Source organism: Acinetobacter sp. CWB-B33, from assembly GCF_039655955.1.
Taxonomy (GTDB): Bacteria; Pseudomonadota; Gammaproteobacteria; order Pseudomonadales; family Moraxellaceae; genus Acinetobacter; species Acinetobacter bouvetii.
Genome location: NZ_JAGFEU010000004.1, coordinates 87431 through 113151 on the forward strand (window position 1 = coordinate 87431; position 25721 = coordinate 113151).

Here is a 25721-nt window from a genome sequence, read left to right on the forward strand (position 1 = left end):
ATTTATCCTTATTTTAAATATTAAAAACAGCCGTTATTCACTGGTTACGCGATTGACTTCCTGAAGAGAAGTCACCCCCTGCATAACCTTAACTAAGCCTGAACGGCGCAAATTGTTAAATCCTGCTTGATTTGCAGCCTCTGCAATAAGAAGCGCGTTGCCGTCTTCCATAATAATGCGTGAAATCTCCGGCGTCACTTTCATTACTTCATAAATACCGACACGGCCTTTATAGCCTTCACGGCATTCTGGACAGCCGACAGGCTGGTAAACTTGAAAGTCTGGATTTTTCAGATCATCTTCTGTAAAACCCATTTCCAGCAAGCTTTGCTGTGGAATTTCCACTGCTTCTTTACATTGCGAGCACAGGCGGCGCGCTAAGCGCTGTGCAATCACCAGATTGACTGAAGTTGCGATATTGAATGAAGGCACACCCATATTGCGCAGACGCGTCAACGTTTCAGGCGCGCTGTTGGTATGCAGCGTCGACATTACCATATGGCCTGTCTGCGCCGCTTTAATGGCAATTTCAGCCGTTTCTAAATCACGAATCTCACCAACCATGACAATATCCGGATCCTGGCGCAGGAAAGATTTTAATGCGGCGGAGAAGGTTAAGCCCACTTTATTGTTGACATTGACTTGATTGATCCCTTCCAGATTAATTTCTACCGGGTCTTCTGCGGTGGAGATATTAGTGTCTTCCCGGTTTAAAATATTCAGGCCGGTATATAAAGATACCGTTTTACCTGAACCCGTCGGACCAGTAATCAGCAGCATGCCTTGAGGTTTTTCTAAAGCCTGCATAAACAGTTCTTTTTGATCAGGCTCATAACCCAGCGCATCAATCCCGAGCATGGCGCTGGATGGATCGAGGATACGCAGCACCAGTTTCTCACCGAACAGCGTAGGCAGTGAGTTTACACGGAAGTCGATCGCCTTGCTTTTGGATAATTTCAGCTTAATGCGGCCGTCTTGCGGAACGCGCTTTTCAGAAATGTCCATTTGCGACATCACCTTTAGGCGAGATGCTAAGCGATTCGCCAGCTGCAAGGGCGGGTTGGCAATTGATCTCAGCACGCCATCGACGCGGTAGCGGACACGGTAAGATTTTTCATAGGGTTCAAAGTGCAAATCCGAAGCGCCCATGCGGATGGCGTCGACCAGCAGCTTATTGATGTACTTAACAATAGGCGCTTCTTCGCCTTTTTCTTCTTCTTCATCATCGGTGTTCTGGTCAGGGGCATCTGTCGCAATATCAAGATCGAAATCATCATCAAAATCAAAAGTGCTTTCTTCCGCGAATTGCTGCTCAATCAGCTTTTCCAGCTTATGGTGCTCAACAATAATGGTTTCCGTGTTCATTTTGCTGCTGAAGCGGATTGCATCCACAGCTTCAATGTTGGTCGGATTGCTGGTTGCCACATACAGTGTGCTAGCATGTTTGTAAATCGGCAGCACGCGGTAGCGCGTGATCAGCTTCTCGTCAATATCTTCGCGGATAATCAGATTGGCATCATAAGCGGAAATGTCAAAAATCGGTTCGCCAAATTCTGCTGAAATGGTTTCCGCCACAGTCAATGACGGAATGTTCAGTTCTTTGGTCAGGTACGCGACAATGTCCTGATTGGCTTTTTGGGCGCTTAAGAGCGCTTCACGCATTTTTTCTGCAGATACGTGTCCTTCTTCGACCAGGCGCCGAATAAACCCTGTAAATCTTGGAGATCCCTGTAGTGCTGTCATGCTTGAATAGGCCTATACTTCAGTTTGTTTATAATTGGTATTTGAAAATTATACTTTTGTTATTTAAAAATACCATATCTTAAAGTGTTGTCACTACCTAAGTATTGATCAAAACTTTGAACCAGTCCTTAAATCGCCGCTTTTTTTTGGGAAAATTGTGCTGAAAATTGTATTTCTTATTTTTTAGCTAAAATTGTAAGCTGAAAATTATCATCAAAATTTTCAATTGCGTGTAGAATGTGCCCGTTTTCATCTAAAGTTTCTGCAGGTTATTTATGTCGGGTTCGGCGATTACACCTTGGGTTGTTGGCAATTGGAAAATGAACCCAATGCGGGCAGATGCCAAACAGCTGGTTCAAGAATTAAAACAATTGCTTCAAAATCAAAATATTGAAGAATCTAAATGTCATATTGGCGTGGCGCCGGTTGCGCTTGCGCTGGAAGCTGTTCAAACGCAATTTTCAGATTGCAGCCGTGCGGTCAGCATCTTTGCGCAAGATCTATCACGTGTTGCCGGTACGGGCGCTTATACAGGCGAAATCAGTGCCGAATTATTGAAAGACAGTAAAATTGAATATGTGCTGATTGGCCACTCTGAACGGCGTGAAGTTTTTGGCGACAGCCCAGCGGTAATTAATGAAAAAATTAAAAACGCTTTAAACGCTGGCTTAACAGTGATTTATTGTGTAGGTGAAAGCCTTGCGCAGCGTGAAAATGGTCAAGCTGAGCACACTGTGCTGCAGCAAATCTGTGACATTGCAGCGGTGGTCCAGAGTGAGCAATGGAGCAATATCATTGTGGCTTATGAACCAATTTGGGCGATTGGCACGGGCAAAACAGCTTCGCCGGAAGACGCCCAGGCAATGCATGCGAAAATCCGTGAAGGGCTCAGCCAAATTACGCCTGCCGGCAAAGGCATCGCGATTTTATATGGCGGTAGTGTAAAACCTGAAAATGCAGTAGAGTTAGCAGCCTGCCCAGACATCAATGGTGCATTGGTTGGCGGCGCATCTTTAAATGCAGAGGCTTTTTATCAAATTGCCCAAGCATTTGCGAATACAAAATAATTAGGAGTACAGCATGCAAACTTTTGTGCTGGTGGTGCATATTATCTTAGCCGTTTTGATGATTGTTTTGATTTTAGTTCAGCATGGCAAAGGGGCGGACGCAGGTGCATCTTTTGGCGGCGGCGGCGCAGCAACAGTATTTGGCGCATCTGGCTCGGCTAACTTTTTGACCCGCTTAACTGCGATTTTAACTGCATTATTCTTTGTAACCAGCTTAACGCTGGCTGTTTATGCGAAGAAGCAAACTGCCGATGCATACAGCCTGAAATCAATTTCTTCTGCGCCGGCAGCGCCTGCTAAATCGGCTGAAACTTCACCAACTGCGCCAAAAACAGCCGAATAATATTATTTAGCTCTTTCTTTTTTGAGGTGATGCGTCTAGAATGCGTCACTGCTGCGGTGGTGGTGGAATTGGTAGACACGCTACCTTGAGGTGGTAGTGCTTTCGGGCGTGGGGGTTCAAGTCCCCCCTTCCGCACCAACTTGTAATCCAGAACATAAGTTGGTGTGTGCAGCAAATCTGTTGATGCGGGATGGAGCAGTCTGGTAGCTCGTCGGGCTCATAACCCGAAGGTCGTTGGTTCAAATCCAGCTCCCGCTACCAATCAATCTTATTTTAGATGCAAACTGAAATAGGCACTTTAAATTGTCTAAAGTGGGATGAATTTTTTGCATATTGATGCGGGATGGAGCAGTCTGGTAGCTCGTCGGGCTCATAACCCGAAGGTCGTTGGTTCAAATCCAGCTCCCGCTACCAATCTTATTTTAGATGCAGACTGAAATAAGCGCCTGAAGTTTGAAGGTGAATAAATTTTTGCATATTGATGCGGGATGGAGCAGTCTGGTAGCTCGTCGGGCTCATAACCCGAAGGTCGTTGGTTCAAATCCAGCTCCCGCTACCAATTCTGATTAAGGTGCAACTTAATCGGGTACAGTTGATCAGTTTTCATTGAAAATGATTGGCAATTTGTATATAATTTTTGCACGTTGATGCGGGATGGAGCAGTCTGGTAGCTCGTCGGGCTCATAACCCGAAGGTCGTTGGTTCAAATCCAGCTCCCGCTACCAAGTTTCTAAAAGAGGCTCACAACTAGGTGGGCCTTTTTGCACAGTGGACTATGGTTTTCTGTGCACAATTGGGGCGATTTACGCCCTTTTTTATTGGCTATTGCGTAGTACTGGCATAAATTTGGTCAAATTGCCATATTTTACGACTACAATAGCTGGCATTGGTCTGCAGTGGTCATTCCGGCCATCAAATCTCATAATTTTGACGAGAGTAAATGAAGCTATCAAATAAAACTCAAGCACTTCAGGACTTAATTGCACCCGCTGTGCAGGCATGTAATGTAGAGCTCTGGGGCATTGATTTTGTGCCGCAAGGCAAGCGCTCGCTATTGCGTATTTATATCGACAAGCCGGTAGATGAAAACGCTGCGCCAATCATCAATGAAGAAGGCGAAGAAGAGCTGGGCCGCGGTATTGGCGTTCAGGATTGCGTGCGCGTGACGCAGCAAGTGGGCGCGATGCTGGATGTGCATGATCCGATTTCCGGTGAATATGCGCTGGAAGTATCATCTCCAGGCTGGGACCGCCCATTCTATAAGCTGGAGCAAATGACCGGCTATATTGGTCAGCAGGTTGCATTGCGCCTTATCAGTGCTGTAGATAACCGCCGTAAATTCCAGGCAAAACTTGTGGCCGTTGACCTTGAAAATGAAATAATTCAGGTTGAGGTTGAAAAGCAGCAAGTGCTGGAAATCGACAGTCACAATATTGATAAAGCAAATTTAATCTACCAAGATTCATTCAATAAATAAGAATCTGAACGAATAGGTGACTTATGGCACGTGAAATTCTTACCGTAGTAGAAACGGTTAGTAACGAAAAAGGTGTAAGTCGCGATGCAATTTTTGAAGCGCTTGAACAAGCTCTGGTTGCCGCGACTAAAAAGAAATTCTATGAAGGCACAAATTCTGAAGAAGCGCGCCTTCGCGTAGAAATTGACCGCCGTACAGGTGACTACAGCACATTCCGTCAATGGGAAGTGGTGGCGGATGAAGATCATGAAATGCCTGCTTGCCAGGATGCGATTTCTGATGTTGATCCTGCAAAATGGTCCATTGGCGATATCCGTGAACTTGAAGTTGAATCGATTGATTTCGGCCGTATCGCTGCGCAGATTGCGAAGCAGGTTATCGTGCAGAAGATTCGTGAAGCAGAGCGCGCATTAATTGCCGATGCTTATGAATCTAAAGTCGGTGAGCTGATTTACGGCGAAGTGAAGAAGCAGACTAAAGACGGCTTCATTATTGACTTAGGTGATAATGCTGAAGCCTATCTTGCACGCGAGGAAATGATTCCAAAAGAAATTTTGCGTCCTAAACAGCGTGTCAATGCGATTCTTTACAGCGTTAACCGTGAAGGCCGCGGCGCTCAATTATTATTGTCGCGTGCTAAGCCTGAAATGCTGATTGCTTTGATGAAAAAGGAAATTCCTGAAATTTCTGAAGAAATCATTGAAATCAAAGCGGCTGCGCGTCAGCCTGGCGTCCGTGCTAAAATCGCGGTGAAAACCAACGATCACCGCATTGACCCAGTGGGCGCATGTATCGGCATGCGCGGTACGCGTATCCAGGCGGTTCAGCAGGAACTGAATGGCGAGCGTATTGATGTTGTGGTGTGGTCTGATGATGCTGCGCAGTACATCGCCAGCGCTTTAGAGCCTGCGGATGTATCCGGCATTGTGATTGATGAAGAAGAGCGTACTGCTGACATCATCTTCGCTGCCAGCGATCAGCTGGCGCGCGCGATTGGCTCTCAAGGTCAAAATGTGCGTTTAGCATCTGAATTGACGGGCTACAAGCTGAACATGATGCTGGAAGATGAGTATCACGCACGTCAGCAAAATGAAGCGCAGCAGTATTTAGACATGTTTGTAACACGTCTGGATATTGAAGAAGACCTCGCGATGGCGCTGGTGGAAATGGGCTTCACTTCAGTCGAAGAAGTTGCTTATGTTCCAGCGGAAACATTCGATGAAATTGAACTGGATGCTGAAACTGTTGAATTGCTGCAAAGCCGCGCGAAAGAAGTCGCATTGGCGGATGCATTGAAACAGCAGGAAAACATTCAAGAGCCGAGTCCTGAACTTGCTGCAATGGAAGGAATGACTCAAGAGATCGCGTATGCGCTTGCTGCCCGCGGTGTAATCACAGTAGATGACTTGGCTGACCAAGCCACCGACGATATCGAAGATATTGAAGGCTTGGGCGCAGAAAAAGCAGGTCAACTGATTATGAAAGCGCGCGAATCATGGTTTAACTAGGAGGTAATATATGACGGACAAGTCGATTAAAGAGTTGGCGCTCAGCGTGGGTACCCCAGTTGAGAAGCTGCTGGAACAGGTTCGTGATGCAGGTTTGCCGCAAGGTAAAGCTGATGACATTATTACCGCCGAACAACAAAATGTACTCGTCAACCATTTGAAGAAAGTTCATGGTCAAGACGATGGACACGCAGGAAAAATCACGTTGAAACGTAAAACGACCAGTACAGCTAAAGTAGCAAGTACATCAGGTAAGGCGAAAACCATTAACGTAGAAGTTCGCAAGAAGCATACGTTTACCAAGCCTGATCCAGAACAGATTAAAGCTGAAGCTTTGGCTAAAGCGCAGGCGGATCAAAAAGCGCGTGAAGAAGCGGCAAGCCCGTCTTCTTCAGCGCAGCAAGAAGCGCCAAAACAGGGTGACTCTAAAGCTAAGCAGGCGCTTGAAGCCATGCGCGCTGCAGCCAAGCAGGAAACTGCGAAGCAGGAAGTGCCTAAAGCTGCAGTTGTGGTGAAGCGCAAGTCAAACAATAAGCCAATTGTGAAGCAAGTGGTTAAAGTGACTGAGACTGCTGAGCAGAAGAAAGCGCGTGAAGCGCAGACTGCACAGCTGAAAGCGACTGAAGAAGCAGTGCGCCGTAAAGCGGCTGAAGAAGCGCAGCAGCGTACGCTTGAGCAAATGCGTCAGATGGCGTCTAAGTATACGTCTGAAGATACAACTGCAACCATTCGTGTTGTAGATGATTCTCCATTAGCTGCAGGCCTTGTAGGCCAGGCTTATGAAGACTCATTTGCCAAAGAAGACCGTGAAATCAAGCGCGGCGGCAACACCACGAATACGCGTTCGCCGAAAAAAGGCGGCCGCCGCGGTCAAGAAGAGCAATCTTTCAGCCACAATCAGCATAAACGCGGTTTGAAAACAAGCCAGGCAAACAAGCATGGCTTTGAAAAACCAGTTAAAAAGCAAGTGTATGATGTAGAAATCGGTGAAACGATTGTTGTTGCTGACCTTGCGCAAAAAATGGCGGTTAAGGTTCGTGAAGTTATCAAGTCACTGATGAAAATGGGTGAGCTGGTAACGCAGAACCAAGCGATTGAGCAAGATATTGCAGCGCTGGTTGTTGAGGAAATGGGCCATAACCCGGTTCGCGTATCTGATACGCAAGCTGAAGACAACTTGTTGGAAGCTGCTGAAGAAGCGCGCGGCGCGCAAACGACGCGTCCTCCAGTAGTGACTATCATGGGTCACGTTGACCATGGTAAAACGTCGCTTCTTGACCGGATCCGCCGCACTAAAGTGGCTGCAGGCGAAGCGGGCGGCATTACACAGCATATTGGCGCGTACCATGTGAAAACTGAGAAAGGCATTATTACTTTCTTGGATACTCCGGGACATGCGGCATTTACTGCAATGCGTTCACGCGGCGCGAAAGCGACAGATATCGTGGTGCTGGTTGTAGCGGCGGATGACGGTGTTATGCCGCAAACTGCTGAAGCGATTGATCATGCCCGCGCTGCAGGTACTCCAATTATTGTTGCAATCAATAAAATGGATAAAGAGTCTGCTGATCCAGACCGCGTATTGAATGAATTGACTGCGAAGCAGATCGTGCCTGAACAATGGGGCGGCGATGTTCCTGTTGCCATGGTTTCTGCGCATTCAGGCATGGGAATCGATGAGCTGCTTGATTTGATTTCTATCCAAGCTGAAATGCTTGAGCTGAAAGCATCTGAAGAAGGTGCAGCGCAAGGTGTTGTTATTGAAGCGCGCGTAGACAAAGGCCGCGGTGCGGTCACGTCTATCCTGGTTCAAAACGGTACGTTGAAAGTAGGTGACTTGGTTCTTGCCGGTTCATCTTACGGCCGTGTTCGTGCAATGACAGATGAAAACGGTCAGCGCATCAAATCAGCGGGCCCTTCAATTCCTGTAGAAATCCTTGGCCTTCCAGAAGCGCCGATGGCGGGTGATGAAGTTCTTGTCGTTGATGATGAGAAAAAAGCGCGTGAAGTTGCTGATGCGCGTATGGACCGTGAACGCCAGAAGCGTCTTGAGCGTCAAAGCGCAATGCGTCTTGAAAACCTGATGGCATCTATGGGCAAGAAAGATGTGCCTATCGTGAATGTGGTTCTTAAGACTGACGTGCGCGGTACTTTAGAAGCATTGCATGTTGCGCTGGCTGAGCTTGCAACAGATGAAGTGAAAGTGCGCGTCATCAGTTCAGGTGTCGGTGCGATTACTGAGTCTGACGTGACATTGGCTGAATCTTCAGAAGCTGTGCTTCTGGGCTTTAACGTCCGTGCAGATACAACTGCGCGTCAAAAAGCAGATGCAGACGGCATTGATATCCGTTACTACTCAATCATTTATGAATTGATTGATGACGTGAAAGCGGCAATGAGCGGCAAGCTTGCGCCAGAACACCGTGAAACAATTCTGGGCGTTGCTGAAGTGCGTGAAGTGTTCCACTCAAGCAAATTCGGCGCGGCAGCAGGCTGTATGGTGCTGGAAGGCATGTTGCACCGCAATAAGCCAATCCGTGTATTGCGTGATGATGTTGTTGTATTCCAGGGTGAGCTTGAATCTCTTCGCCGTTATAAAGAAGTGGTTGAAGAAGTTCGCGCCGGCATGGAATGCGGCCTGGCTGTTAAAGGCTACAAAGACATCAAAGTTCAAGATAAGATTGAAGTGTATGACGTTCAATTGATTAAACGGAGTCTTTAATGGCGGGTAGTCAGCGTCTTAAGCGTATGGCAGATACAGTTCAGCGCGAGTTGTCTGAACTGATCCGCCAGGAACTCAAAGATCCGCGTTTAGGTGGCCTTGTGACCATCTCTGCGGTGAAAGTCAGTCCAGACTTGGGTTATGCTGAAGTTTATGTCACTGTGATGGGGCGTGAATTAGGTGATGAGCAAAGCGAAGCGGCGAATAAAGAAACTTTAGAGGTCTTGAACAAGGCATCCGGTTTCCTGCGTCATGAGCTGAGCCGCAGCATCAAGACACGTATAACGCCGCGTTTGCGTTTCCACTACGACAAAACCAATGCCTATGGCAACTATATGTTTGGCCTGATTGCAGAAGCAGTGAAGGATTTGCCTCCTGAAGATGCAAAAAAAGATGAAGAATAAGTTCATATTGAACAAATAAAAAAGCCGCCTTCGGGCGGCTTTTTTATTGTCTGAAATGATTTCTTTTTGAATGAGCTGCAAGCTTCAAACCAAGCGGTATTTATCGAGGAACATGCTGTACAAATGTTATGTGGATGACGTGAATGATCAATCGCGCGAGCCCGCTAAGTTTTACAGATGCGGTTTTATATTAGGAACTTGCGCTGGATTAATTTTTAATAGGCTGTGAAAACACTACTCATGCAAGCGAGCGGAATAAGCTGACTGTTTTTATTATAATTTGATGGCAGTATTTTGACGCTAAGATTATCAACTGACTCAGTTTACTGAAATTTCAACTGAGTCATTTCATATTGAGCTGCTTAAAGCTGATTTTCGCTGTCTTCATGCTTATTGTGAAATGCGCGGCGGCGGGTACGCTGCCAAGGCAAAGGGCGGTTTAAGGTTTCCGGCACGTCCCCGCTCATAGAGCGCAAACGCAAATGCAATGCCGCCTGCGCAATTAAATTGGCGGATACTGGCGCAGTAATGAAGGCCAGCAGAGTCAGCAGCAATTCTGCAAAGCCAAGGCGCCCATGAAAGGCAGCATAAATAATGGCTGCAATTAGAAAGCTGCCCAGACCTAAGGTGCTGGATTTGGTTGGGGCATGCAGGCGCATGAACAAGTCAGGCAGCCTCACCATGCCGATGCCGCCGACCAGCATGAAAAAAGCGCCAATAATCAGAAAAATAGAAACGGTGATTTCCATTGCGAGCTGCATTGAATATTCTCCTAATCAATCACATGGCCAGTGGTGAAATAGCGGGCCAGCGCGGCGGTAGAGACGAAGCCCAGCATTGCAACCAGCAGCGCGCCTTCAAACATGGCAGTGCTGGCCCAGTAAATTTCCAAAATCACAATGAGGCAGGTTGCGTTCAAAAATAGAGTATCTAAGGCCAGCAAGCGGTCAACGATAGACGGCCCGATAATCAGCCGAATTAAGCAGAAAAGCATTGAGATCGTGACAGCGCCCAAGCAGATGGCCAGCGCATAAGGCAAAATGGTCATGATGATTCTCCTGGCTGAACACCGAAAATTTGCATCAGCGGTTTTTCATAGCGGTCTTTGATATTTTGAATTTCAGCTTCAGTATCATCGGCACTTAAAGCATGCACTAAGATATCGCCGCGGTCCTGATCAATACCTGCAGACACTGTGCCAGGCGTAGTGGTGATGATCATTGCCAATAGGGTATTCACTTCTTCATGCTGTGTTTCCAAGGGAATCCGAAACCATTTTGGGTGCATTTTATGCATCGGGCCCAAGACCAATTTTGCGACTTTGATATTGCTGACAATGATGTCCCACAGCACCACAAAAAATAATCGAATGGCTGGGAGCCAATCAATATTGGGGGTGCGCGCAATAAAAGGGCGAACCAAGCGCGGAATGCCGACCGCCAAAATCAGCGCCATTAAAATAGTGCCTGCATCTAAGCTGTGGTTCAGCATCAGCCAGCTGAGTCCGACAATGACAGAAACCAGCGGATGAGGGAACCAGCGTTCAAAAACTGAAGCGATTTTCATCTATTGCGCCTCCATGGGCTTAAGCTGAGCATCTGCAGCGGATTCTTCTTCAAGCTTTTGCTGCAGCATTTGACGCTTTTTATATTCTGAAATATGTTCTCCATCCAAGGTTTCAGGCGCAATTAATTGCGGTATCAAATGCGCATTCGGATCTGCTGTTTCTCCGCCGTATTTGGTTTCTGGCAGGTTTTCAGGGTCAAATGGCTGGACACTGATTATCTCGCCATGCTCATCTTTTTTCAGCAGCACATTTTCATACATTGCATTATTTTGGATTTGCTGCGCAGTATTCAGCACATACTGATAAATAGGCGCGGCGCATGCCATATAGGCAAGCAATCCTGCCAGCAGGATATAGATGGCTGTGTCATTGCGTTTCGGCGCTTCTGCGGGCAATGCCTGATAAGCTTTGAATGCGATGGTTTCTGGGTTGTCTTCAGGCTTGCTGGCGCGCCAGAACAGAATGAAACCGACCCGCGTCATGGCAATGATACTGAGCAGGCTGACAGCCAGCACCGTTAAAATAATCAGCAGCTGATGCGGTGATGAAGATGTCGCCTGTAAAATAAACACTTTACCGAGGAAACCGCTGAATGGCGGCAGGCCAGCCATCATCAGTGCAATAATGAAGTACGTGAGGGCGACAGTTTTGTGCTGTTTCATCTGCGGGGCAATTTTAAAATGATCTTTAAATTCACCGCGCTGAGAAGTAATCCACCCGCACAGCAGATAAAAAGCGGCCCCGGCCAAAGTGCTGTGCACCAGATAATACAGTCCTGCTGCCCAAGCCTGCGTACTGAACAGTGAAATGGCGATCAAGATGGTGCCGATTGAGGATAAAATCATAAAACCGACAAAACGGCGCAGGCGTTCTGCGCCAATTGCGCCAATCACGCCGTAAACCGAGGTGATTAAGCCAATCGGCAGCAGCCAGTTTTGCAGAATTTGCCGGCTGACCTCATCATCAAAGACTGTACCGTTGACCCGCAAAATGGCATAAATGCCGACTTTGGTCATAATGGTAAATAGTGCGGCCACTGGCGTTGCAGCCACAGCATAAGTTTTTGGCAGCCAAAACCCGATAGGAAGCATGGCGGCTTTAATGCCGAAAACCACGAAAAGCAAAAGCCCGCCTGCTACGGCCAGACGGTGCTGATCATGCTCCAATAAGGGCATTAGGCGGGCAACATCCGCCATATTCAGGCTGCCGACACTGCCGTAAATCAGGCCTAAGCCAATCAGGAACAGCGCAGAAGCCAGCAGGTTAATGGTGACATAATGTACGCCCAGCTGAAACCGGGCCTTGCCTTGGCCATGCAGCAGCAGCACATAAGAAGCCATCAGCAAGATTTCAAAGAAAACAAAGAGGTTGAATAAATCGCCGGTGAGAAATGCGCCGCATAGCCCCATCAGCAGAAAATGGAACATCGCATGGAAATAGCGCCCGCGTTCGTCCCATTCTTTACTGGCGTACCACATGATGGGCACGGCCAAACCGTAGGTCAGCACCAGCATGAATGCTGACAGCTGATCCAGCACCAGGACAATGCCAAATGGCGCAGCCCATTCACCCAGATTATAAACACTGATTTGCCCCGAACTGGCAAAAATCAAATAGCTGACGGCAGTCAGCAGCCCGAGAATGGACGATACAAAACTGATGCCGCGCCGCCAAGGCTGACGCCAGTCCTGAGCGAGTGCGCCAGAACCGGGATTGCCTAATAGAACGAGCAGAAATGCAGTCAATGCCGGAATTAAAATACTGAAAATTGGAGTGTGCTGGGCCCAAAATTGGATGAAGTCATTCATTATGGCTCATCCTCCCGCGGATCAAATTGCGGTATTTCCTCTTTCGCATCGACGTGATCTGTTCCTGATTCAAAACGGCTGCGCAACGCCAGCTGCACAATGAAGGCTGTTGTGGCAAATCCAATCACAATTGCCGTCAGCACCAGCGCCTGCGGCAATGGATCGGTGGATTTGGCTGTTTCAGTCAATACGGCAGGGGCGTTGATTTGAATGCGGCCCATGGCGAATAAAAATAGGTTGACGGCATAGCCGATCATCGCCAAGCCAAGCACCACAGGAAAAGTACGCGCCCGCAGGATTAAGTAAATGCCTGTCGCAGTCAGTAAGCCAATGGCAGTAGTCAATAAAAATTCTAAACTGATCATGTGCTTATCCTTTAGGTACTGGACCAGACATGCTGGAATGCCGGGAATCGCCCAGAACGGAAATCATCAGCATGGTTGCGCCGACAACTGTGATATAGACCCCAACATCAAATAAGGCTGCACTGGCTAAATGCATCTCGCCGATAACAGGCGGATGAACATAAATGTGCGCGCTGGTAAGGAATGGGCGCCCCCAGAACCACGCGCCAAGGCCAGTGAAACCGGCAACCACAAGGCCAATGCCGATCCAGATTTCATACAGGCGTCCGGATTTGGCATGGAGCAGGCGTTCAGCCTGATCCTGACCGAGGGCAATATATTGAATGATCAGCGCCAATGAAGTAATCAGCCCTGCAATAAATCCGCCGCCGGGCAAATTGTGCCCGCGCAGGAAAATGTACAGGCTGACCACCAAGGCCAGCGGCAGTATCCAGGACGCTGTGATGCGGAACATCAGCGGTGAAGGATTAAAACGGTAGCTCAGCCCTTGGGTAATCGTGGTGCCGTGCGCCCGCATGCCATCCATCAGGCAGAGCGCGCCAATCGCGGCGATCCCCAAGACTGTGATTTCACCGAAGGTATCGAATCCGCGGAAATCAACCAAAATGACATTCACGACATTGGTGCCGCCGCCCAGCGGAATCGACTGCTGCATGAAAAACCATGAAATTGAATTGTGGTCACGGGTCAGAATCAGCCAGGTAATCCAGGCAATGCCGGCGCCCCCGCCAATTGCAATCAGGGCATCGCGCCAGCGCCGCGAAACGCTGGATTCATAAGGCGTTAACTGAGGAAGTAAAGACAGGCTCATCAGCAGCAGCACTGTGGTGACGACATCCACCGTAATTTGCGTTAAGGCCAAGTCCGGCGCAGAGAAGCAAATAAAGACCATGGTCACCACTAGACCCACAGCGCCGCTGATCAGAACCGCTTTAATGCGTTCATGATGAAACCACAGCATCATCCAGCAGGCAGAGAACAGCAGCATCCACAAAACAATGGCGATGGCAGGCGCATGAGTCAGTTCACGGGTGCCTGTGCTAATGCCTTGCGAGGTCAGCGGCACGGCAACAACCGCAATGCTGAACAGGATAATCCATATCAAGTAGCTTTGCAGTGATCCGTTTTCTGTTGCCCGCTTGAATTTGCGTGACTGCAGCAAAAGATGCTTTAAAAAAAGGTCAAATAGAATTCTGCCCTGAAACTTGCCCAGCGCCGGATCAAGGTCAATTGAGCGGATACGTCCGCCTTTGGCCAATGAAAAATAGAAGATGATGCCGCCGAATAGCGCGATCAGGCTCATGACCAGCGGAATGTTGAAACCATGCCAGAGGGCGATATGCACGCCTTCAAAGGCAAAATTCTGGGTGCTGGCCTGTGCCGTGCTATTCACAATTTGCTCTATCAGCAGGGCAGGGAGCAGGCCCACTAAAATGCAGAGAACAGCTAAAAGCGTTGCAGGCGCACGCATTCCGAATGGCGGTTCATGCGCATTTTTGTTGGGGACATCTTTGCCGACCGGGCCGTCAAAAAAGACCCCATGCACCAGGCGGATAGAGTAGGCGACGGCAAAGATCCCAGCCAGTGTTGCTGTAATTGCGGAGCCAATCAGAATAGGCCCGGACAGTTCACGCAGCAGCTCGGTAAAGAACATCTCTTTAGACAGGAAACCATTGGTCAGCGGTACGCCAGCCATAGAGGCGGCGGTGATCATGGTCAGGGTGGCGGTAAAGGGCAGCAGCTGCCATAAGCCGCTGAGCTTGCGCAGGTCACGGGTGCCGGATTCATGATCGATGATGCCGGCAAGCATGAACAGGGCCGCTTTAAATGTCGCGTGGTTAATGATATGGAAAATGGCTGCGGCTACGGCCAGCGGCGAACCGATGCCCAGCAGGCAGACAATCAGGCCCAAATGGCTGATGGTCGAGTAGGCCAGTAAGCCTTTTAAATCTTCTTTGAAAATCGCAAAGAATGCCGCCATGCATAAAGTAAACAGGCCGACAAAGGTCACAATATTATGATAGAGCGCTGCGCCGGCAAAAATCGGCAGCAAGCGCGCCAGCAGGAAAATTCCGGCTTTGACCATGGTTGCAGAGTGCAGGTACGCAGAGACCGGTGTGGGCGCGGCCATGGCATTCGGCAGCCAAAAGTGGAACGGGAACTGCGCGCTTTTGGTAAATGCGCCGATTAAGGTCAGCAGCAGAATCGGCACAAACAACGCATGGTTTTGAATGAGTTCCCCCATGCCGAGAATTTGGTCAATTTGATAAGTGCCGGTCACTTGGCCGAGTAAAACAAAGGCCCCCAGCATGCACAGCCCGCCCATGCCGGTAATGGTGAGCGCCATGCGTGAACCGCGCTGGGCGGCTTCGTAATTGCTCCAGTAACCGACCAGCAGGAAAGATGAAATACTGGTCAACTCCCAAAAGACCAGCAGCAGCATTAAGTTGTTTGACAGAGAAATGCCCAGCATGGCTGCCATGAACAGCATGAGCATCATATACAGCTTGCTGAGGGAGTTTTTAGGGCTGAGGTAATAATACGCGTAGATATAAATCAGTGTGCCGATGCCGGTGATCAGCAGGGAGAACAGCAGGCCCAGTGAATCTAAGCGGAAGCTGAAATCCAGGCCCAGCTGGGGAAGCCATGACCATGTTTGAATGAGCACTTGGCCATTAAAGACGTCTTTTGCCTGAGTCAGGAGCAGCGCTAAACTGCTGATGCTGACCCCAATAGCCCCAAAGGCTGTTGCTCCGCGGGAGAACTGCTTGAGCCAGGAAACAAGGCATGTACCCAGCACTAGCGGTAACAATATAATAATCGGCAGCACACTCGTATCCATTGTCGTGATTAGGTTATGCACCTAGAGTGAATCTTCATCTTTCAAGCGTTTCAGGACAGCAAGGAGCGATCCAAAGTGTTTAATCTTGAAAGCCAATGTATTGAAAATTAAAGCAGCTGTATTGCGCAGCATGTAAATGATTGCAAATTCCGATTTTAATATAGAAATTGCAAGTAAAACCGATCATATTACAGCACAGCCTCAACTTCAATCTTTTTTCTGCATCCGTTCAACATTATACGCCTGCTGCAATTGTCTGTGGGGTGATGGGCTGAACAGTCTGCATTTTCTGCCAAATATGAATTTGCCCAGCAGTTTATTGAGCGCTGCAGCATGCTTTAAAGTAGGCGGCCGCTGCTGAGGCTGGGGCCGCTGCCATTCAAGAGGCGGATTAATTCCTGCTGCTGTTCGCCGTCCAGCTGCTGCTGAATTTGCAGCAGCAGCGATTCTGCTGTCGGCATATCTGCTGGCGGTTCTTGCAAGAGGGAAGGCTGGCTGTCAGTTTCTGCAGGCAAAAGAGCGCCCTCTGAATAAAGCTGCGCATAAATCTCTTCAAACTGCTGCGGCTCTGTTTGAATTGGCGACAGCTGTTTATTGTCAAGTTTGAAGCATTGAAAGGCCGATGCCTGCTCCAGCAGTTCCGGACGATTGCCTGTGGCAATGATCTGCAGGCGCGGGAAGGCCCGATGCAAAGCGGGTAAAATGGCTTGCGCCATGTTCTGATCCAGCTGATGGTCAATCGCGTCAATCAGCAGAATGCCTTCACCTTCTTCACAAGGATAGAGGCTGGCTGGATTAAGCAGGCACATGCGCCGCACAATATCCCCAACCAAAGCCGTTAAATTGCGGATGCTGTTGGACAGCTGCTGAAACAGCATGGCTTGGCCTTGATAAGTCACCATCAGCTGCAATTTGGGATGATATTGCAGATAGATGTTGCTGAATTCAGGCAGAACAATGGCCAAGGCGCGTCTAAGCGACTGCAATGCAGGCGCGTGCATTTCTGCAAGGGCTTGGGTAATGCGGCTGGCGAAGAAGCTGTCGGATTTTATTTCCGCAGCTGCGCCTGATTTATTTTTATGCAGAATGTCTTGCACCATCTGAGCGCTTTGCGCATTTTCGATGTCGCAGATTTCGCGGAACCATTCAAAAAACCGGCTGAAGGTGGTGAAAGGAATGGCTGAAATTTCGTAAGCATGCGCGGGCTGAAAAATGGCAGGATTGTTTTTATTCAGCAAGTTCACTTCATTGACAAAGCGTTCCGCAGGGTAATAGGCGATGAGCGGCAAGCCGAGCAGCGGGTCGTCTTTTAAAGCGCGCTGATAGCGGGCCGCCAATTCTTCCAGCTGCGGCGTTTCTGCTTTGCTGATGCCCATGCCTTGGCTGTTTAAGGTTTTATACAGTTGCCAAGAGCAATGAAAATAATCGGTGTCTGATGCAGCCTGCCGGCTTTCTGGTCCGTTTAAGGGCAGGTCATGGTTGCTGGATAATTTCCCCATTTCAGCAGGATAACTGATCCGCACATCAATTTTAGCCTGCAGGCGGTTCAGCATGATGTCCTGATCCAGCATCACCACACCCGCGGTGCGCAGGTCTTTATAGCGGGCGGCAAACCAAGTCAGCGCCTGATAGGTGAAGCGCAGGATAGAGGTTTTTCCGGAACCCTGATCGCCTAAAATTAAGGCAACTGGCTGCTCATGGCAGTTGAATTTTGCCTGCAGGTCGGTGAAATGCAAGGTGTGCTTGAGCTGGATGGATTCAATTTTCATAACACACCTTCAGCTGATTTGGGGTTCTCTGGAATGCTTAGCTTACCGCACGGCGCAATGACTGCGGCATCTCCCGCTTGAGCATCTGCATCAGGTCATAAATATGGTGAATGTTTAAACTTACTTTAGCACGTGTGCAGGCCACGTACAGCAATCGTAACTCTTCGTCACTAATTTTATAGTCTTTCTCGTTCAGCCTGAATTGATAGTCATCTTCAATATGCACGCGTTCCCATTCCAAGCCTTTGGCTTTGTGCGCCGTTGAGATAATGTAATCCGCCTGATCAATGGGAGTGATTTTGGCCAGCGCGCGTTTTAAAGGGTCGGTGCCGTGATCATCCACCAGTTTCACCAGCGGCTTGATGTCGCTGCCATCATTGGTTTCACAGTATTCATGCACGTCATGCCATGAATTGAACCATGCCAGTTCAGGCACATCGGTCACGCGCTTGCCCTGTTTCAGCATAGAGGCGGCATCGACAAAACGGTTGAGCTTGGCATGGTCAGCCTGCAGGCTGACTTTTTCACCGTGCACCAGGCCGGCCAGCAGCAGTTCCATGGCGCGGGCATTGGTGCGGCATAAAATCGCATCGCGCTGTTTGGTATGCGGCTTATTGACGACTTTTGAGTTCATCAGCGGGTTGCCCAGCAGCGGCACTGTTTCATTGAGAGCGCCTAAAATAGCATTGGCATTCAGGGCGATTTCTTCACCAAAACGGAATGAGGTTGTCAGGCGGGATTCCGGCAAAGGCAGCTGCTGCATGGCATTGACAGCGCCGCGCCAGGCATAAATCTGCTGATGCGCATCGCCGACATAAATGACTTGCGTGCTGCGCTGCTTCAGCAGGATGCCAAGCATCAGTGGATCAGCATCCTGCGCTTCATCAAACAGCACATAATCGGCGGGAATATTCGGCTCGGACAATGCCCAGAGTTTCAGGTAAATGTCATGGCTGATGCCTGCTTCATGACGCGGGTCTATAGACTCCAGCCAGCGCCGTTCAATAGCGGGGTATAAATGTGTCTGCAAGGCGCTAATGTCGTCAGGATGAAGCCAGCTTGGCGCCTGCAGATGGCGCGGGGCAGGGTATTGCGAATTGGTCGAGCAGAAATAGCTGACCGCATTGGCCACTAGGCTGGCTAAGCGGGAGGGCATCAGCACATACTGTTCATAGCGCCCGCCCATCATGCGGCGCAGCGTAATCGGCGTTAAGCGGTATTCTTTGGCCATAAAGCTGGGGCTTAAACGCGGCAGGCGCAGCTTGTCAGTGACTCCACGTGGAACGCTTCGGTAAGCCAAGGAGTGAAAGGTACGGCAGTCGACGTTGCCATGAAATTTCTGCTGCGCTTCGCTGGCAATCGCTTTGTTGAAGGCCAGATACATGCCGCGGCGCTGCGGCATGGCATCACTGATCATTTGCAGGGTGGTGGTTTTTCCTGTGCCGGCATAGGCAATGACTTTAAAGGATTTGCCCAGGCGAGCGTTATCAATGGCAGTGGCCTGCTCATAGGTCGCGCTCGGTTTTTTCTGATCAGTCAATGGAGGATGCCGTAACGTTTCAGTGAGAGCGGCTGGCTTTTTCAACCAAGCCTGACAAGCCTTGGCGGCGCGCCAGTTCGTTCAGCACCAATTGCGGTTCAAGGTCAAAGTAGCCCAGCATGACAATGGTATGGAACCATAAATCTGCCACTTCGTAGATCAGGTCGTTTTTGTTGTCTTCATTGGCCTCAGATTTAAAATCTTTCGCTGCAATAATCGTTTCAACGCCTTCTTCGCCGATTTTTTCTAAGATCTTATTCAGGCCTTTGTGATACAGCTTTGCCACATAAGAGGAGTCCGGATCTGCTTGCTTGCGCTCCGCCATCATCTGGCCGAGGTAGTCTAGAACTTCGACTTGTTCAGACTGGGCATTCGATGCATTCATTGCCAGCGTGTGCGGGTTTACAGACTTTTCACCGTAAATTTGGCTAGGGTCTTTCAGCTGCGCATCGACAGTTTCCCAGCCGCTTACAGTCAACTTGCGGTAGAAGCACGATTCCCGGCCAGTATGGCAGGCAATGCCGCCGTGCTGTTCAATCTGCAGCACAATCACATCTGCATCGCAGTCTAGGCGGATTTCATGCACGGTTTGAAAATGGCCGGACTCTTCACCTTTGTGCCACAGTTTTTGACGTGAACGCGAAAAATACACCGCTTGATTTTTTTCTGCGGTCAGCGCTAAAGCTTCACGGTTCATCCACGCCACCATCAAAATACGGCCAGTTTGATGATGCTGTGCAATAGCAGGCACTAAGCCTTGTTCGTTAAATTTTACTTCATCGAGCCATTGCAGATTGTTCATGTGGATTACACCCAAATTTTGTTCAAATAAATAAATTGCAGTTTCAGCTGCAAGGCATAGTGTACGGCATCCGGCTTGAATAGAGGAACTAAAACTTAAGCAATTTTCGAAAGGCGGCTGCTGTTTGTCGGTTTGCTGCGTTTGCTGGGCAACCCATAAAAAAATAAGCCCAAGGCTGGGCTTATTTAAAAAATCCGTGATGCTTAAATCAAAAGCGGCTTACCAGTGTTCGCCTGGGAATAAGCGGGCATAGGCTTTCTGCACAAAATTCAACTTTTCCTGTTTGCCCACAGATGCGGACGAGCTTGGGAATAAGTTATAGCCAATAGACATTAATTTATTGTTGATGTCTGGCGCAATAGAATAGGTAATTGACGCTAAACGGCCTAAATTGGTCGCCACTTTCTTCGGACGCTTCACAATGGCGTAGGCGATTAAATCTGAAGCCTGTTCAGGAGACAGTGTCGGCACGTATTTATAGATTTTCGTCGGCGCGATCATTGGCGTGCGCACCAGCGGCATATAAATAGACGTAATGGCAATTTTATGCGAATGCACTTCGGCAGAAAGGCAGCGGCTGAACGCATCCAGAGCCGCTTTAGATGCGACATAAGCGGAGAAGCGTGTCGCATTCGCCAAAACGCCAATTGAGCTGATATTGATGATATGGCCTTCGCGGCGGATCATCATTTGCGGCAGGATATTCATGACCAGGCGGATGGCGCCGAAATAATTCAGCTGCATGGTGCGTTCAAAGTCATGAAAACGGTCAGTGGATTCATGGACTGCACGGCGGATAGAGCGGCCCGCATTATTGATGAGGATATCAATATGATCAACAGAGGCCAGAATCTGCTTAGAAACCTCATCAATGGAATCCATGTCGTTCAAATCGCATGGGAACACAGAGGCTTGACCGCCTTTGGCTTCAATCTCGGCTTTAACTTCGTCTAATGTTTCTTTGGTGCGGGCGACCAGCAGAACATGTGCGCCGGCATCCGCTAAGCGGTGGGCTGCAGTTAGGCCGATGCCGCTTGATGCGCCAGTAATGAGGACAGTTTTTCCATTCACTTTTTCTTGAAAGAGTTTTTCTAATCTTTGTTTCACGCTTAGTTCCCTGATTTGAATAAATGTGATTCAGTGCATTTGTTTTTATTGCCTGACTGCACTTGCTTCTTTATGAAGTCAGCAGTATTCCATGCGGCTATGATAGCGTATTTAACTTGAAAAGCTATAAATTAACTTGTTGAATTTAAAAATAAATTTAGAGTAAAAGCTCTATTTCTATCTGTGCTGTTAGTGGATTTTTACCATATAAAAAAAGGAAAGAAAAGCTTTTTTCAAAATTCATTATGCCGATGATTTTTTGAATGATTTTCAGCAAGAAATGCGTGCTGAAATAACCCTGAAAAATGCCTAAAAAAAGGCCTTTTTATTCAATTTTGCCACTGTTTTTTGATTTTGAGTAAGCTTTATTGAGCGGGGAGATTGAAAATCATGCACGCTTTTTAAACCTGATGCGGTGTCCTTGAATAACCCGTTTGTCTGTTCCGTCATGATGCAGGGCAGGAACTGACAGTGCATTTTGCAGAAGGTAAAGCGCTGGCGACAGAGGATAAATGCAGGCTGCTTTTTTTAAACTGTTCATAAAAAGAGCCACATTTCTAAGACTGAAGATGCGGCTCTTTTGGGGATTAAACTTTGGACAACGCCTGTTCCAAATCTGCAATCAAATCATCAATATGTTCAATGCCTACAGATAAACGCACCATATCAATGCTTACTCCAGCAGACTTTAATTCCGCTTCATTCAGCTGTCGATGTGTTGTGGTTGCAGGATGACACGCCAAGCTTTTGGCATCACCAATATTGACCAAACGTGTAAACAGTTGTAGGGCATCAATAAAGCGCGTGCCGCCTTCACGGGCATCTTCTACCCCAAAGGATAAAATCGCGGAAGGTTTCCCTTTAACGTATTTTTGCGCCAACGCATGCTGCGGGTGGTCTTTCAGTCCCGCATAGTTGACCCATTTGACTTTGGGATGGGCTTGCAAATATTCCGCGACTTTCTGCGCATTTTCAGTATGGCGTTCCATACGCAGATTCAGGGTTTCTAAGCCTTGCAGAATTAGGAACACGCTTAAAGGGCTAATGGCCGCGCCGGTATTGCGTAATGGCACCACGCGGGCACGCGCGATATAAGCTGCTTCGCCTAGAGCTTCGACATAGTTCACGCCGTGATAGCTTGGGTCTGGCGTATTCAGCACTTTAAAGCGCTCAGGATATTTGCCCCAAGGGAATTTGCCGCTATCGACAATCGCGCCGCCAATTGAGTTGCCATGACCTCCAATATATTTGGTCAGTGAATGCACCACAATATCAGCCCCGTATTCAAAGGGCTTCAGCAGCGCAGGAGTTGCGACAGTATTATCGACCACCACGGGTACACCATATTCATGTGCGATTTTGGCAATCGCTTCTAGGTCAATGATGTTGCCGAGTGGATTGCCAATCGATTCAATAAAGACCAATTTGGTTTTTTCATCAATTAAACCGCGTAGGGCTTCTGGATCTTGATAATCAAAGAAACGGACTTCAATGCCTTGTTTCGGTAGAGTGTGGGCAAACAGGTTATAGGTGCCACCGTACAAGGTTGAAACAGAAGCAATGTTGTCCCCTGCTTCGGTAATGGTTTGAATGGCATAGGTGATGGCAGCCATGCCAGAGGCTAAGGCCAACGCGCCAATTCCCCCTTCGAGTGCGGCTAATCGTTGTTCTAGCACTGCAGTGGTCGGGTTCATAATTCGAGTATAAATATTGCCTTGTACTTTAAGGTCAAATAAATCCGCACCATGCTGCGTATTATCAAAGGCATAAGACGTGGTTTGATAAATCGGTACGGCCACTGCTTTGGTGGTGGCTTCGGGGCTATATCCAGCATGGATAGCCAAAGTTTCATCTTTATAGGTCATGGGACTTCATCTGCGTGAGTTAAATATTGCACAGTCTACCATCAATGAATATGAGTTAAAGTGTGAAAATAATGAATATTTATCTAAAAAATTCATAAAGATGAGCTGCGCGTAGCTTCTTGTCTGCGTAAAAGTGCGATAAAAGTGATGTTTAAAAAACAACCGTGCTGAAAGTTGTAACATTGCATTGAAGATCGGTTTCATGCCTTATTTTTTCAACGTATTCATCGTATAATGCCCGCAAATATTTTTTCGCTTCTTGCGATTTTTTGGTTTTTCTATTGAGGAGTCCTACGTGGCCCAATATATTTATACGATGAACCGAGTGTCTAAGATGGTTCCGCCTAAGCGCGAAATCTTAAAAGACATCTCTTTGTCATTTTTCCCGGGTGCAAAAATTGGTGTACTTGGTTTAAACGGTGCAGGTAAATCGACCTTGCTTCGTATTATGGCGGGCGTAGACAAAGATTTCTCTGGTGAAGCGCGTGCGCAACCGGGTATCAAAATCGGTTACTTAGAACAAGAGCCGCCACTTGATCCAAATAAAGATGTCCGTGGAAACGTAGAAGATGGTTTACGTGAACCATTGGATGCTTTGGCGCGTTTGGACGAAGTATTTGCTGAATATGCAGCAGAAGATGCAGACTTTGATGCATTGGCAAAAGAGCAAGAAAAACTTGAAGCGATTATCCATTCATGGGATGCGCATAACCTGAGCAACCAAATGGATCAAGCTGCAGCTGCCTTGAACCTACCAGCTTGGGATGCAGACGTAACACTACTTTCAGGTGGTGAGCGTCGTCGTGTTGCATTGTGTCGTTTGCTTTTATCTAAGCCAGATATGTTGCTTCTAGACGAACCGACGAACCACTTGGATGCAGAATCTGTGTCTTGGTTAGAGCGTTTCTTGAAAGACTTTGCGGGCACCATTGTGGCGATTACGCACGACCGTTATTTCTTGGATAACGTAGCGGAATGGATTCTTGAGCTTGACCGCGGTATGGGTATTCCATATCAAGGTAACTATTCTTCTTGGTTGGAGCAGAAGAATGCGCGTCTAGAACAAGAGAACAAGCAAGAAGAATCTTTTGCTAAAGCATTGAAAAAAGAATTGGAATGGGTTCGTTCAAATGCGAAAGGTCAGCAAAAGAAAAACAAGGCGCGTATGGAGCGTTTTGAAGAGCTTAACTCACGCGAATTCCAACAGCGTAACGAAACTTCTGAAATCTATATTCCACCTGGTCCACGCCTAGGCAATAAAGTAGTAGAAGTGGAAGGCATCAGCAAATCATTTGATGGTCGCGTACTGTACGAAAACCTCAGCTTTACCGTACCGCCTACAGCAATTGTGGGTATCGTGGGTCCAAACGGTGCGGGTAAAACCACACTGTTCCGTATGATGACTGGTGAACAACAGCCAGATACAGGTACGGTGACTTTGGGTGAGTCAGTTAAAGTAGCGTATGTGGGTCAGATTCGTGACACCTTAGATAACAACAAAACTGTTTGGGAAGAAGTTTCAGGCGGTTTGGATATCTTAAGAATTGGCGATTATGAAATTGCATCACGTGCTTATATCGGTCGCTTTAACTTTAAAGGTCAAGACCAGCAGAAGCGTGTAGGTGAGTTGTCAGGTGGTGAGCGTAACCGTTTACAACTAGCGAAAATCTTGCAAATGGGCGCAAACGTCATCTTACTGGATGAGCCATCGAACGACTTGGATATCGAAACCTTACGTGCGCTTGAGGATGCAATTCTTGTATTCCCAGGTACGGTAATGGTGGTGTCGCACGACCGTTGGTTCCTTGACCGTATTGCAACGCACATCTTGTCGTTTGAGAACGAACAGCCTGAATTCTACGAAGGTAACTATGCTGAGTATGAAGCCTATCGTTTAGCGCGTTTAGGTGATGCTGCGGTTCAAAAACGGACCAAATACAAGAAAATTGGCGGTTAACGCTTTCGTTAATTCAATTAAAAAACCAGCCCGAAGGCTGGTTTTTTATTGCGCAGGATTCAGCTGAATACGATTTTTTCATATGCATGGATAAGCGCATTATTTGCAGGGGCGTATCCTTGATCGGCTGCTTTTTTCAGCCATAATTCGGCTAGACTGAAATTCCTTTCTAAGCCTAATTCTCCATTGAGATAGCAAATTCCTAATTTATATTGAGCTTCTTTATGCCCTCTTAAGGCGGCATTTAAAAAACTCCAAATTGCATTGCGGCAGTCAATGTTAGAGGGGTCAGTTTGACTGTCGGCATGATGCAATAAAAATTCTTGATGGTGTTGAATGGCGAGATGTTCAAAATACTCACCTTGAACATAATTCTTGTTGGCTTCCAAAATCAGTGAATGCATTCCTTGCATTTCTTCATTTGAAGAGTGTAACAAAGCAGAACTGATCATTTTTATAACGTATTTGATCATGCTGAACTCCTTTATAAATGTTACATTTTCTGGCTAGCTGTTGTTTAATTTATAATGCGTAAAGTTATATATCACGTTACTTTTTGTTGAAATTTATAACTGTACTGGTTGAAATTTAACATGAATAAATAGACTAAGTAAGTGACTGCGCAGTTTTTTTTATCACTTAATATTCTGTAAATTCTGATGCTTAGTTGCCATCACGGGTATTTCTTCAAAAACTTAACAGTTTGAACTCATTTAAATATCAGTTAATTTTTAAAAATACTGTATGTTCTTGTTTTGTAATTAACCCCAAACCTGCTGAATCCGGTGTTTCCATCATTGGGGCGCCGTCTAATATGAGGGCCTGAGTTGTGTGC

20 protein-coding genes and 5 tRNA genes are annotated in these 25721 nt (G+C 47.7%); 12 read left to right on the forward strand and 13 right to left on the reverse strand.

Annotated features, from left to right (window positions below):
• Positions 1-33: 33 nt before the first annotated feature.
• Entirely contained in the window at positions 34-1743 is a 1710-nt protein-coding gene (gene pilB / locus JZ784_RS12530) for a type IV-A pilus assembly ATPase PilB (protein WP_005013293.1), read from the reverse strand.
• A 275-nt stretch (positions 1744-2018) separates the two neighbouring features.
• Between pilB and tpiA the strand changes: the two genes are divergently transcribed.
• From tpiA to JZ784_RS12585, 11 genes are all read left to right on the forward strand, one after another.
• Entirely contained in the window at positions 2019-2810 is a 792-nt protein-coding gene (gene tpiA, locus JZ784_RS12535; protein ID WP_346315098.1) for a triose-phosphate isomerase, read from the forward strand.
• 13 nt (positions 2811-2823) lie between these two features.
• On the forward strand, positions 2824-3153 hold the full coding sequence (secG, locus tag JZ784_RS12540) for a preprotein translocase subunit SecG (protein WP_005013290.1): 330 nt from the start codon (positions 2824-2826) through the stop codon (positions 3151-3153).
• A 53-nt stretch (positions 3154-3206) separates the two neighbouring features.
• Positions 3207-3291: transfer RNA gene (locus JZ784_RS12545), tRNA-Leu, on the forward strand.
• Positions 3292-3337: 46 nt separating this feature from the next.
• Positions 3338-3414, forward strand: a tRNA-Met gene (locus tag JZ784_RS12550).
• Positions 3415-3490: 76 nt separating this feature from the next.
• A tRNA-Met gene (locus JZ784_RS12555) sits at positions 3491-3567 on the forward strand.
• 68 nt (positions 3568-3635) lie between these two features.
• Positions 3636-3712: transfer RNA gene (locus tag JZ784_RS12560), tRNA-Met, on the forward strand.
• Positions 3713-3801: 89 nt separating this feature from the next.
• A tRNA-Met gene (locus JZ784_RS12565) sits at positions 3802-3878 on the forward strand.
• Positions 3879-4093: 215 nt separating this feature from the next.
• Complete coding sequence (gene rimP, locus JZ784_RS12570) at positions 4094-4630, forward strand: ribosome maturation factor RimP (protein WP_346315099.1); 537 nt, start codon at positions 4094-4096, stop codon at positions 4628-4630.
• Positions 4631-4653: 23 nt separating this feature from the next.
• Positions 4654-6138: a transcription termination factor NusA gene (gene nusA / locus JZ784_RS12575; RefSeq protein WP_005013286.1), complete on the forward strand. Its 1485-nt coding sequence runs from the start codon at positions 4654-4656 to the stop codon at positions 6136-6138.
• Between the two features lie 10 nt (positions 6139-6148).
• Complete coding sequence (gene infB, locus JZ784_RS12580) at positions 6149-8860, forward strand: translation initiation factor IF-2 (protein ID WP_346315100.1); 2712 nt, start codon at positions 6149-6151, stop codon at positions 8858-8860.
• Entirely contained in the window at positions 8860-9264 is a 405-nt protein-coding gene (locus JZ784_RS12585) for a ribosome-binding factor A (protein WP_005013277.1), read from the forward strand. Before infB ends, JZ784_RS12585 begins: the two co-directional genes overlap by 1 nt.
• A gap of 362 nt (positions 9265-9626) precedes the next feature.
• Here the strand turns inward: JZ784_RS12585 and JZ784_RS12590 are convergent, their stop codons facing one another.
• From JZ784_RS12590 to JZ784_RS12640, 11 genes are all read right to left on the reverse strand, one after another.
• Complete coding sequence (locus tag JZ784_RS12590; RefSeq protein ID WP_005013273.1) at positions 9627-10025, reverse strand: Na+/H+ antiporter subunit G; 399 nt, start codon at positions 10023-10025, stop codon at positions 9627-9629.
• An 11-nt stretch (positions 10026-10036) separates the two neighbouring features.
• The gene (locus tag JZ784_RS12595; protein ID WP_005013270.1) at positions 10037-10312 is read right to left on the reverse strand and encodes a monovalent cation/H+ antiporter subunit F; all 276 of its coding nucleotides are present in this window, start codon (positions 10310-10312) and stop codon (positions 10037-10039) included.
• Positions 10309-10830, reverse strand: a complete 522-nt coding sequence (locus JZ784_RS12600; protein ID WP_005013268.1) for a Na+/H+ antiporter subunit E — start codon at positions 10828-10830, stop codon at positions 10309-10311. Before JZ784_RS12600 ends, JZ784_RS12595 begins: the two co-directional genes overlap by 4 nt.
• Positions 10831-12639 (reverse strand): monovalent cation/H+ antiporter subunit D, encoded by a 1809-nt coding sequence (locus JZ784_RS12605; protein ID WP_346315101.1) that lies wholly within the window; start codon positions 12637-12639, stop codon positions 10831-10833. It abuts the gene before it with no gap.
• Positions 12639-13004 carry a Na+/H+ antiporter subunit C gene (locus JZ784_RS12610; RefSeq protein WP_005013260.1) on the reverse strand — a complete coding sequence of 122 codons (366 nt, stop codon included), beginning with the start codon at positions 13002-13004 and terminating at the stop codon, positions 12639-12641. Before JZ784_RS12610 ends, JZ784_RS12605 begins: the two co-directional genes overlap by 1 nt.
• A 4-nt stretch (positions 13005-13008) precedes the next feature.
• Positions 13009-15846, reverse strand: coding sequence for a monovalent cation/H+ antiporter subunit A (locus JZ784_RS12615; protein ID WP_346315220.1), 2838 nt, complete (start codon positions 15844-15846; stop codon positions 13009-13011).
• A gap of 338 nt (positions 15847-16184) precedes the next feature.
• The gene (locus JZ784_RS12620) at positions 16185-17615 is read right to left on the reverse strand and encodes an AAA family ATPase (protein WP_346315102.1); all 1431 of its coding nucleotides are present in this window, start codon (positions 17613-17615) and stop codon (positions 16185-16187) included.
• Between the two features lie 37 nt (positions 17616-17652).
• Positions 17653-19155: a UvrD-helicase domain-containing protein gene (locus JZ784_RS12625; RefSeq protein WP_018572855.1), complete on the reverse strand. Its 1503-nt coding sequence runs from the start codon at positions 19153-19155 to the stop codon at positions 17653-17655.
• A gap of 19 nt (positions 19156-19174) precedes the next feature.
• Positions 19175-19957, reverse strand: a complete 783-nt coding sequence (hisIE, locus tag JZ784_RS12630; RefSeq protein WP_346315103.1) for a bifunctional phosphoribosyl-AMP cyclohydrolase/phosphoribosyl-ATP diphosphatase HisIE — start codon at positions 19955-19957, stop codon at positions 19175-19177.
• Between the two features lie 219 nt (positions 19958-20176).
• On the reverse strand, positions 20177-21064 hold the full coding sequence (locus tag JZ784_RS12635; protein WP_005013241.1) for an SDR family NAD(P)-dependent oxidoreductase: 888 nt from the start codon (positions 21062-21064) through the stop codon (positions 20177-20179).
• 587 nt (positions 21065-21651) lie between these two features.
• A complete protein-coding gene (locus tag JZ784_RS12640) occupies positions 21652-22929 on the reverse strand; it encodes an aminotransferase class I/II-fold pyridoxal phosphate-dependent enzyme (RefSeq protein WP_346315104.1) in 1278 nt (425 codons plus the stop codon).
• 295 nt (positions 22930-23224) lie between these two features.
• Here JZ784_RS12640 and ettA point away from each other — a divergent pair, with 295 nt between their 5' ends.
• Positions 23225-24886 carry an energy-dependent translational throttle protein EttA gene (gene ettA / locus JZ784_RS12645; protein ID WP_004691537.1) on the forward strand — a complete coding sequence of 554 codons (1662 nt, stop codon included), beginning with the start codon at positions 23225-23227 and terminating at the stop codon, positions 24884-24886.
• Between the two features lie 59 nt (positions 24887-24945).
• Here the strand turns inward: ettA and JZ784_RS12650 are convergent, their stop codons facing one another.
• Complete coding sequence (locus JZ784_RS12650; RefSeq protein ID WP_005013237.1) at positions 24946-25359, reverse strand: SEL1-like repeat protein; 414 nt, start codon at positions 25357-25359, stop codon at positions 24946-24948.
• Positions 25360-25721 lie beyond the last annotated feature (362 nt).

Coding starts and splice junctions, on each gene's coding strand:
- pilB (WP_005013293.1), bottom strand. CDS start 1,743: ATGACAGCACTACAGGGATCTCCAAGATTTACAGGGTTTATTCGGCGC.
- tpiA (WP_346315098.1), top strand. CDS start 2,019: ATGTCGGGTTCGGCGATTACACCTTGGGTTGTTGGCAATTGGAAAATG.
- secG (WP_005013290.1), top strand. CDS start 2,824: ATGCAAACTTTTGTGCTGGTGGTGCATATTATCTTAGCCGTTTTGATG.
- rimP (WP_346315099.1), top strand. CDS start 4,094: ATGAAGCTATCAAATAAAACTCAAGCACTTCAGGACTTAATTGCACCC.
- nusA (WP_005013286.1), top strand. CDS start 4,654: ATGGCACGTGAAATTCTTACCGTAGTAGAAACGGTTAGTAACGAAAAA.
- infB (WP_346315100.1), top strand. CDS start 6,149: ATGACGGACAAGTCGATTAAAGAGTTGGCGCTCAGCGTGGGTACCCCA.
- JZ784_RS12585 (WP_005013277.1), top strand. CDS start 8,860: ATGGCGGGTAGTCAGCGTCTTAAGCGTATGGCAGATACAGTTCAGCGC.
- JZ784_RS12590 (WP_005013273.1), bottom strand. CDS start 10,025: ATGCAGCTCGCAATGGAAATCACCGTTTCTATTTTTCTGATTATTGGC.
- JZ784_RS12595 (WP_005013270.1), bottom strand. CDS start 10,312: ATGACCATTTTGCCTTATGCGCTGGCCATCTGCTTGGGCGCTGTCACG.
- JZ784_RS12600 (WP_005013268.1), bottom strand. CDS start 10,830: ATGAAAATCGCTTCAGTTTTTGAACGCTGGTTCCCTCATCCGCTGGTT.
- JZ784_RS12605 (WP_346315101.1), bottom strand. CDS start 12,639: ATGAATGACTTCATCCAATTTTGGGCCCAGCACACTCCAATTTTCAGT.
- JZ784_RS12610 (WP_005013260.1), bottom strand. CDS start 13,004: ATGATCAGTTTAGAATTTTTATTGACTACTGCCATTGGCTTACTGACT.
- JZ784_RS12615 (WP_346315220.1), bottom strand. CDS start 15,846: ATGGATACGAGTGTGCTGCCGATTATTATATTGTTACCGCTAGTGCTG.
- JZ784_RS12620 (WP_346315102.1), bottom strand. CDS start 17,615: ATGAAAATTGAATCCATCCAGCTCAAGCACACCTTGCATTTCACCGAC.
- hisIE (WP_346315103.1), bottom strand. CDS start 19,957: ATGAACAATCTGCAATGGCTCGATGAAGTAAAATTTAACGAACAAGGC.
- JZ784_RS12640 (WP_346315104.1), bottom strand. CDS start 22,929: ATGACCTATAAAGATGAAACTTTGGCTATCCATGCTGGATATAGCCCC.
- JZ784_RS12650 (WP_005013237.1), bottom strand. CDS start 25,359: ATGATCAAATACGTTATAAAAATGATCAGTTCTGCTTTGTTACACTCT.